Origin of the sequence: Flavobacterium sp. RHBU_24, from assembly GCF_046613695.1 — a bacterium.
Lineage (GTDB): Bacteria > Bacteroidota > Bacteroidia > Flavobacteriales > Flavobacteriaceae > Flavobacterium.
In genome coordinates this window covers 202365-210727 of the sequence record NZ_JBKJHD010000006.1, presented here as the reverse complement: position 1 = coordinate 210727, position 8363 = coordinate 202365, and the positions used below count along the sequence as shown (strand labels likewise).

The 8363-nt window shown below is 42.1% G+C and carries 7 protein-coding genes; 3 read left to right on the top strand and 4 right to left on the bottom strand.

The genetic code is table 11. The features are described from left to right. Window positions 1-13: 13 nt before the first annotated feature. From menD to ACLI09_RS08575, 3 genes are all read right to left on the bottom strand, one after another. The gene (gene menD / locus ACLI09_RS08585; RefSeq protein ID WP_411419198.1) at window positions 14-1672 is read right to left on the bottom strand and encodes a 2-succinyl-5-enolpyruvyl-6-hydroxy-3-cyclohexene-1-carboxylic-acid synthase; all 1659 of its coding nucleotides are present in this window, start codon (window positions 1670-1672) and stop codon (window positions 14-16) included. Between the two features lie 99 nt (window positions 1673-1771). Continuing rightward, on the bottom strand, window positions 1772-2356 hold the full coding sequence (locus ACLI09_RS08580) for a glutathione peroxidase (protein WP_411419194.1): 585 nt from the start codon (window positions 2354-2356) through the stop codon (window positions 1772-1774). Between the two features lie 104 nt (window positions 2357-2460). Next, a complete protein-coding gene (locus ACLI09_RS08575) occupies window positions 2461-2727 on the bottom strand; it encodes a DUF4834 domain-containing protein (protein WP_411419193.1) in 267 nt (88 codons plus the stop codon). Window positions 2728-2851: 124 nt separating this feature from the next. Here ACLI09_RS08575 and ACLI09_RS08570 point away from each other — a divergent pair, with 124 nt between their 5' ends. Together ACLI09_RS08570 and ACLI09_RS08565 are read left to right on the top strand one after the other, a co-directional pair. After that, on the top strand, window positions 2852-3853 hold the full coding sequence (locus ACLI09_RS08570) for a transporter (protein WP_411419192.1): 1002 nt from the start codon (window positions 2852-2854) through the stop codon (window positions 3851-3853). A gap of 3 nt (window positions 3854-3856) precedes the next feature. Then, entirely contained in the window at window positions 3857-4975 is a 1119-nt protein-coding gene (locus ACLI09_RS08565; RefSeq protein WP_411419191.1) for a GTP cyclohydrolase, read from the top strand. A 105-nt stretch (window positions 4976-5080) separates the two neighbouring features. On the opposite strand, the gene guaB is transcribed toward ACLI09_RS08565, so the two are convergent. Beyond that, a complete protein-coding gene (guaB, locus tag ACLI09_RS08560; RefSeq protein ID WP_411419190.1) occupies window positions 5081-6553 on the bottom strand; it encodes an IMP dehydrogenase in 1473 nt (490 codons plus the stop codon). 231 nt (window positions 6554-6784) lie between these two features. Here guaB and ACLI09_RS08555 point away from each other — a divergent pair, with 231 nt between their 5' ends. Beyond that, window positions 6785-8326: a T9SS type A sorting domain-containing protein gene (locus ACLI09_RS08555; RefSeq protein WP_411419189.1), complete on the top strand. Its 1542-nt coding sequence runs from the start codon at window positions 6785-6787 to the stop codon at window positions 8324-8326. The last annotated feature ends 37 nt before the right edge of the window (window positions 8327-8363 follow it).

Here is an 8363-nt window from a genome sequence, read left to right as displayed (position 1 = left end):
AAGCAGCTGTTTTCTATTTTATATACTTAAAATAGTCGAGTAAAATCTTATCATTTTCCCGCATGGGCGTAAATACTTCAAGGATTGCAGGTTTTTGGCTGTCGCCAAAGAATGCCTTCAGGCTGCCCTCCAGCGATAGTTCATCAGTAGCCGTGAGGTAATTAAACCCAAACATCTTAGCCAGGTGCTCTGCGGTATGGTTATGGGTAGTTTCAAAAAAGGTATTAAAAACAGGCGTTTCGTTATGGCCCGGCAATATCCGGAAGATGCCTCCGCCGGCATTATTAATAAGCAGTATCTTAAAATCTTTCGGGATGTAGTTGTTCCATAGCGCGTTGCTGTCATATAGAAAACTCACATCTCCGGTAATAACCACGGTAGGCTTTCCGCTGGCTACCGCGGCGCCCACTGCCGTACTGGTACTGCCATCTATACCGCTGGTGCCGCGGTTGCAATACACCTCAACTGACGGCTTTATGTCAAAAAGCTGGGCGTAGCGTATGGCACTACTGTTGCCTATCTGCAACTGCACGCCATCCGGCAGGGCAGAAAATGTTTTGGCAAACACTGTAAAGTCCGTAAACGGGATTGTTTGTAAATATTCATCATGCTTTACTTTACGGTAGGCCTTGGTATCTATAGCAAGCTGCTTGTAGATACTTTCTACCGTATGTACCAGTGGCAGGAACGACTCAAAGAACACGTGTGGGTCGGCCTCAAAATGCTTTGTAAGCGCACCATAAGTATCGTAAGCGCGCAGGGAATCAACATGCCAGTGGCGTTGCGGTGCATACTTGCGCAGCCAGGCTTTTACGCGTTTGCTAACTACCATACCACCAAAGGTTAGCAGTATTTCGGGTTTCCAGGCCTCAAAATCTTCTGGCGTAAAGGGAGTAATTATAGTATCAATACTATTAAGGAAACTGTCATTGTGCAGGTTGCTGGTGGTTTCGGTCATTACCACTATAGATGGGTCAGCTGCCAGGTAATCAATTACCTCCTGCCCTATCATCCCGGGGTCATTAACGCCTACTAAAACCAGCTTCTTTTTAGCTGCGTTCCATTGCCGCGCATATAGCGTTATATCTTCGCGCAGCTGCTTTACTTCTATGGGCGCATATTGCACCTCAACCTGTACAGTTGCTTCATCTACAGTGTTATACAGCGGCTCCTCAAAGGGCGCATTTATATGCACCGGGCCTTTCTCTATCCTGGCCACGGCAATGGCCTTGTTTATCAGGAAATCATTTTCCGCCGAAGCCTCCTCGGTAAGATTGGCGCTGAACAAAATATGGTTGGCATATACGTTTTCCTGGCGGATGGTTTGGCCGTCGCCAATGTCTATCTTGTCGTGCGGCCTGTCGGCAGAAATAACGATGAGGGGAATTTGGCTGTAAAAAGCCTCTGCCACAGCGGGATAATAATTAAGCAGCGCCGAGCCTGAAGTACACAGCAGCGCCACTGGCTTTTTAAGCTGCTGCGCCATGCCCATGCCGAAAAATGCCGCACTGCGCTCGTCAGCAATGCTATAGCAGGTAAATTCTGGGTTTGAGGCAAAGCCTATGGTAAGCGGCGCGTTGCGCGAGCCGGGAGATATTACTATATCAGTAATTCCCTTAGACAGGCATATTTGCATAATGCTCTGAGCCAAGGGTATTGTAGGGTAAATCATTTTGTAGCCCCCTAACCCCCAAAGGGGGAATTCCACCCGCACCCATTTAAGGGCAGGAGAAAGAATGCCCCCTTTGGGGGTTAGGGGGCTTATAATTTATTATTTACTTAACCAGTCGGTAATTTCAGGATCGGTGGGCAGGGTTTTAGGGCTCACTACTTTTACAAGTTCGCCTTTTTCATTAATAAGGTATTTCTGGAAGTTCCATTCTACCTCGCTGTCCTGGAGGCCGTTTTTACTTTTTTGGGTAAGGAATTTATATATGGGCGCCATATCATTTCCCTTTACCGATATCTTTTCCATCATTGGGAAAGTCACGCCGTAATTCTGCTGGCAAAACTGGGCAATTTCCTTACTGGTACCGGGCTCCTGGCTGGCAAAATTATTAGCGGGGAAACCTACTATTACAAGGCCTTTGTCTTTATATTTTTCATAAATGGCCTCAAGGTCCTTGTATTGTGGTGTAAGGCCGCATTTAGAAGCCGTGTTTACCACAATAACTTTTTTGCCTTTTAGCAAGGCAAAATCAAAAGGTTCGCCATACAGGTCGGTTACTTTAAACTGGTATATTGTTTCTTTAGCCATAGGTTTAGTTGTTACTGCTTTTGCAGCGCTTGTTTGTGCATGGTTTTGGCAGCTGTAAAAAAACAGTATCCCGCATGCCAGTAGTGTTATATTTCTCATGGTATTATTTTAAGTTAAAATTACAGAAATTTCTGGTTTGATTGTCTTTTTTATTATAAAAGCATACAGGTTAAAAAATAAACCCTGCACCGGCAGGGAAATGTTTAATCAAGCTCTTCAAATTCTATATACTCACCCACCTGCTTGGTAGCTTTAGGGTTTGCTTTTTGCTGTTTCGGTGCTTTATACTGCTGCTGGGTATATTGCTGTTGTTGCTCTTCCCTTTGCTGCGTAAAATTCTGGGTGGCTTTTTTAACTACCTGCTGTACCAGCACCGGTGCCAGCAGCCGCATAAGAAACACGAGTGCATAGTAAATTAACACAATTGTAAAAATGGTCTTAATTACTCCTGCAAATGATGCTGTTTCCATAATCATAAAGTTTTTGTAAAAGTACGCAAAGTGTGTTTTAAAATTAAATTCTGCGTCTTAAAATAATAATAAATATACTACATTTGAATTAGTATAATCCGGACAACAATAAACGAGCCAAATAATGACGCTTAAAATAAAAGTTCTCTTCCCTGCCCTTTTGGCATTTGGCACCCTGCACGCGCAGTATACGGAAGAAATAAACAGCAACCGCCCCGGCATGAGCCAAAGTGCATTTGCTGTAGGAAAAACCATAGCCCAGGTAGAGGCAGGAATCAATGGCGTGCATGAGCAACACAGTGTACTGAACAGCGAGGCAAACGGAATGACCGGCGACCTGGCGATACGCTACGGCGCATTTGACGAGAACCTTGAGTTTATGGTTGACATGCAGTACCGGGCAGACCAGTTTCAGGATGCTATTTATACGTATAACAGGGGCGATTTCAGCAGGTTTACCCTCGGTGTAAAATACCTTGTATATGACCCTAATAAATTTTATAACCCAAAGGTAAATTTATACAGCTGGAAGGCAAACCATAAAGTAAACTACCATAATTTTATACCTGCAGTTGCCTTATATGCCGGTTTTAATTTCATGACTAACAATCCGTATACGTTTCCGGAAGATAAGTTAAGCCCAAAGGGTGTATTGATACTGCAAAACAACTTTGGCAAATGGGTATGGGTAAATAACCTTATACTTGATAAGATAGGCACCGCTTACCCCAGCTCAGGGCTTATAAGTACAATAACGCGCGGTTTTAACGAAAAATGGTCGGGATTCCTGGAATTCCAGGCGTATAAGAGCGACTATTATGCCGATGGTATAGGGCGTGTAGGCGCTGCTTACCTTTTTAACGAAAATATGCAGTTTGATGCGTCAATAAGCGGTAATTTTAAAGATACACCCGGCATATTATATGGTGGGGTGGGCTTTTCATGGAGGTTTACCGCAAATTATGAAGACGTGATGCTGCCGGGCAAAGGCGACCGCGAAGACCTGCTGGAAGAAGACAAGAAAAAACAGCAAAAAGATAAAGACAAGAGGAAAAGAGAAAGGGAAGAACGTAAAAAAATGCTGGAACAGGAGCCTATTGGCCCTGAGCCGCAGGGAGGGAATTAATAAATGATTACAATTAAAGAAGCTGTTACCAAAAAGGAAATTACCGAATTTATAAAATTTTCTTTTACGCTATACAAAGACAACCCTAACTGGATACCGCCGCTTATCAGCGATGAGCTGGCTACCTTTGACAAAAAAGAGAACCCGGCTTTTGATAATGCCGAAGCTTATTTCTACATAGCCTACAAAGATGGTGTAGCAGCCGGAAAAGTGGCAGCAATCATTAATTGGCAGGAAGTAAAAAATCAGGGAAAGAGCAAGGTACGGTTTGGCTGGTTTGATGTTATAGATGATATAGAAGTTACTAAAGCATTGCTTGAAAAAGTATATGAGCTGGGCCGCAAGCACAACCTGGAGCATGTAGAGGGTCCTATGGGCTTTAGTAACCTGGATAAGGTGGGCATACTTATAAAAGGCTTTGACCAGATGGGTACCGCCATAACCTGGTACAGCAACGCCTATTATATAGACCACCTGCAACAGTTGGGCTTCGTAAAAGAAAAAGAATTTATAGAAAGTATTTTTTCTTTTAATAACGTAGACCCTAACCTGTTTATGAAGGCCAGTGCCATGATTAAAAAACGGTACAAGCTGCGGGTACTCGACCTGAAAACACCAAAGGATATAATGCCGTGGGTGGATGAAATGTTTGACCTCTTTAATACGTCTTATGCCAAATTATCGTCGTTTGTGGCAGTGTCAGAAAGGCAGAAAGAGTATTTTAAAAAGAAATATGTAAGCTTTATAAACCCGGAGTACATTAAGTTTATTGTAGATGAAAATAATAAGCTGATAAGCTTTAGCATCGTAATGCCTGATTTTGCACCCGCGTTTAAAAAAGCAAACGGCAGCCTGTTCCCCTTTGGGTGGTACCACCTGCTAAGGGCACGGAAACACAGTAAAGGCGTGGCTTTTTACCTGATAGGCGTTACGCCGGAATACCAGAACAAGGGCGTAACGGCCATTATTTTTGAAGAGTATTTTAATGCCTTTAAGGCCAATAAAATAGAGCAATGCATTCGTACCCCGGAGCTTGACGAAAACAACGCCATACACAACCTCTGGAAAAACTTTGACCCTATAATACATAAAAGACGGGCAACGTTTATTAAGAATTTGTAGGTTCCAAGGCACTTAGTACCTAAGCAACTAAGAACCTCCATGCTCTACAAAACAAGAATGGCTGCATAAAAAACAGCCATTCTTGTTTTGTATGTTTCACTAAATTTACCTTGAATAATTAGGCGCTTCTTTAGTAATGGTAACATTATGCGGGTGGCTCTCTGCGATACCGCTTGAGGTAAGGCGCACAAAGCGTGAGGTTTCCTGTAGGGTTTCGATATCTTTACTACCGCAGTAGCCCATACCGGCACGCAGCCCGCCTATAAACTGCAGCATGCTTTCAAACAGTTCGCCTTTGTAAGGCACACGGCCCACAATACCCTCCGGAACCAGTTTTTTAATATCATCTTCCACATCCTGGAAGTAACGGTCTTTACTGCCCTCCTGCATGGCCTCAACCGAGCCCATACCCCGGTAGGACTTAAATTTACGCCCTTCAAATATTATTGTTTCGCCCGGCGATTCCTTAGTACCTGCAAGCAACGAGCCCAGCATTACACATGAAGCCCCTGCGGCAAGCGCCTTAGGAATATCGCCCGTGTAGCGTATACCGCCATCGGCAATAACCGGTACGCCTGTGCCTTTAAGGGCAGTGGCTACCTCAAGCACCGCGCTAAACTGCGGGAAGCCAACACCGGCTACCACACGTGTGGTACATATAGATCCCGGGCCTATACCTACTTTAACCGCATCTGCGCCGTTTTCGGCAAGGTAAAGTGCAGCTTCAGGCGTAGCGATGTTACCCACTACCACATCCAGCTCGGGGAATTTTGCTTTTACTTCTTTCAGTACGTTAACCACTCCTTGCGTATGCCCGTGCGCTGTATCGATAACCACGGCATCAACACCTGCATTTACAAGTGCTTCAGCACGGGATACTGCATCTGCGGTAACGCCAAGCGCGGCAGCCACACGAAGGCGGCCAAACTTATCTTTATTGGCTATGGGCTTTTGGGTTACCTTAGTAATATCCCTAAAGGTAATAAGCCCTACCAGCTTATTATCGGCATTTACAACGGGAAGTTTTTCTATTTTATGGCTCTGTAGTATTACCTCGGCCACATCAAGGGTAGTGCCTTCGGGCGCGGTAACCAGGTTTTGCGAAGTCATTACCTCAGTAATAGGCCTGGCAAAGTCTTTTTCAAAACGAAGGTCACGGTTAGTGACAATACCTTTCAGCGCGCCGTTTTCATCCACCACGGGTATACCGCCTATACCGTACTCTCGCATGGCGTTCTTGGCATCCTTAACGTTAGCGGTAAGGGGTAATGTAACCGGGTCGATTATCATGCCGCTCTCTGCACGTTTTACTTTGCGAACTTCAGCAGCCTGCTGCTCTATGGTCATGTTCTTGTGCAGCACGCCTATACCGCCTTCGCGGGCCATGGCAATCGCCATAGCGCTTTCGGTAACGGTATCCATAGCGGCTGAAACCACAGGAACGTTAAGAATAATATTACGGGAAAATTTAGATTGTATATTTACTTCTCGGGGTAATACTTCAGAGTAATTCGGTACAAGCAGTACATCGTCGTAAGTAAGGCCTTCCCCGATGATTTTTGTTGTGTGTGCTTTCATGTTGCAATTTGTAGTTAAATTGCGTGCAAATATAGTCATTTTTACAGGAATAAAAAAGCAGTATTGTTATAGATTTTAATTATAGCCATAATTGCTGTATCTATAACATTGCCAAATATTAATATAATTTAATTAAATATTATTTTTTTGCCGAATTTTTTCACTCTCTAAAAATTTATTTTACTTTAGCAATCTTTACTACACTAGTTACCAACCAATAAATACCAATTTATGAAAAAACTATTACCCTTATTTTTATTAGCAATAGCACAGTGCTATTCCCAGGCCGGAAGCCTTGATACCAGTTTTGGTACAGGAGGTAAGGTATTAACAACAATAAATAACAATGAAAAAGCATATGGGGTAGTAATACAGGCTGATAATAAGATTGTTATTGCGGGCTATACTTTTAGTGATGTTTCGGGTAACGATTTTATTTGTACACGATACAATGCTAATGGTACTTTAGATACAAGTTTTGGCACTAACGGGATCGCTACTTTTGACTTACAATTAGGAAGTGACGATAAAGCGTATTCTATTGATATACAAAGTGATCAGAAATTAATTTTAGCAGGATATTCCGATAACGGAAGTAACAAAGACGGAGTAGTGATGCGTTTAAATGCCAACGGAACATTAGATACTACTTTCGGCTCGTCAGGTAAAGTATTTACAAATTTTTCAACATCCGGTAACCCTACGAGGCAAGATGAATATAAAGTTGTTAAAATTCATGCACTTACTGGAAATATTATTGTGGGTGGCAGTTCAGCTATTACAACAATAAAATCACAGGCAATCATAGCACGTTATACTAGTAATGGAACATTAGATACCACTTTCGGCACAGGAGGAAAAGTAATTGATTTAACTGATGTATGGTTTACAGGTTTATTTGCAATAGAAGATCTGGCACTAAAATCTAATGGTAAAATAATAGCAGTAGGCTGGAGAAAAGAAATAATATATGATGCTTATTATGATGCTTACCATTATCATTGCAGATTAAATAGCAACGGTACCTTTGATACTACATTTTCAACAGATGGATATGAAGAAGAGTTTATTTATGGATTAGACAACAGAACCTATTCGGTAATTTTAAATGCTAACGACAGTTTTTATTTTAATGGATATTATGATTATTACTATGATCAAAATATATTGTACACGGGATTAACAAATGCCTCAGGTACAATGAGCTATCAAACTTATGATTTTGGCCAAAACAAGGATGTTTATAATTTTGGCATCGCCAAAGATATTAACGGTAAAATTCTTAGCTGCGGATCAATTTATAACATTGCTACTGGTAAATATGATTTTTTTCTGACAAGGGTACTAACTAACCTTTCTTTAGATACTACTTTTGGCACTAATGGGGCTGTTTCTACTGCTTTTGAGAATACTCTAAACTTTGCTCTTGACATGAAACTACAGTCTGACGAGAAAATAGTTGTAGCAGGATATTCCGGTGGTAAAATAGCCCTCGCGCGGTATAATGGCTCAGGAACCGCCGCTACCGAGGACTTTATTGATAATGAACGCATAACCCTTCACCCAAATCCTGCAAACTCATTTATTGAAATTACATCACGAGAAGGCTTTAATACTGATGCTTATAATGTTTTTGATGTAAACGGCAGGCAGATAAAATCTGGCAGCCTTAGCGGAAATGCACCAAGGATAGCGGTTGATGCCCTTGAAAAGGGTGTATATTTTATAAAAATAAATGAAGGCACAACCAGTCTTAAATTTATAAAGAACTAACAGTTAAAAACTGTATTTAAAAAAAGTCCTTTTTTAC